Annotated in this window: 1 protein-coding gene; it reads left to right on the top strand. The window is 36.0% G+C overall.

Annotated elements, in window-relative coordinates; genetic code table 11:
* Positions 1 to 122: 122 nt before the first annotated feature.
* Positions 123 to 414: hypothetical protein (locus AOA62_RS31575; RefSeq protein WP_218244167.1), on the top strand; the 292-nt coding region annotated here is incomplete at its 3' end.

Here is a 414-nt window from a genome sequence, read left to right as displayed (position 1 = left end):
GAAATTTAGATTTCTGTGAAACTATTTTAACCATTTGTGCAATCGTTTGTCCTTTTCTTAAAAAGATATTTACTTGAGATTCAAGCTAAATGAGATGCTAATGTATTGTAAAAAGAGGGCACATGAAAGGCACAGAGATCTTAAAACCATTTAAGGGGGAAGAGAAGATGTTAAAAAGTAAGTCATTTTTTCTCAGTATTGCATTAATGCTAGTTTTATCTATTGCCTTAGTAGCGTGTGGAGGAGATGAAGATTCAGGATCAGATGCAGATGATGTTGAGAATGATACAGAACAGGACGATAGTGTTGATACTGAAGAAGAAGTTGAATCTGTGGAGTCTGACACTGACACTGAGACTGCGAGTGACGTACCAGAAAAGCCTGAAGTTTTAACAATGTGGGTTAATGATGAAG

Source organism: Pseudomonas sp. 2995-3 (assembly GCF_002742565.1).
GTDB classification, from domain to species: Bacteria; Pseudomonadota; Gammaproteobacteria; order Pseudomonadales; family Pseudomonadaceae; genus Aquipseudomonas; species Aquipseudomonas edaphica.
Note: the sequence above shows the minus strand (reverse complement) of the source record. Positions and strands in the feature narration are given on the sequence as shown.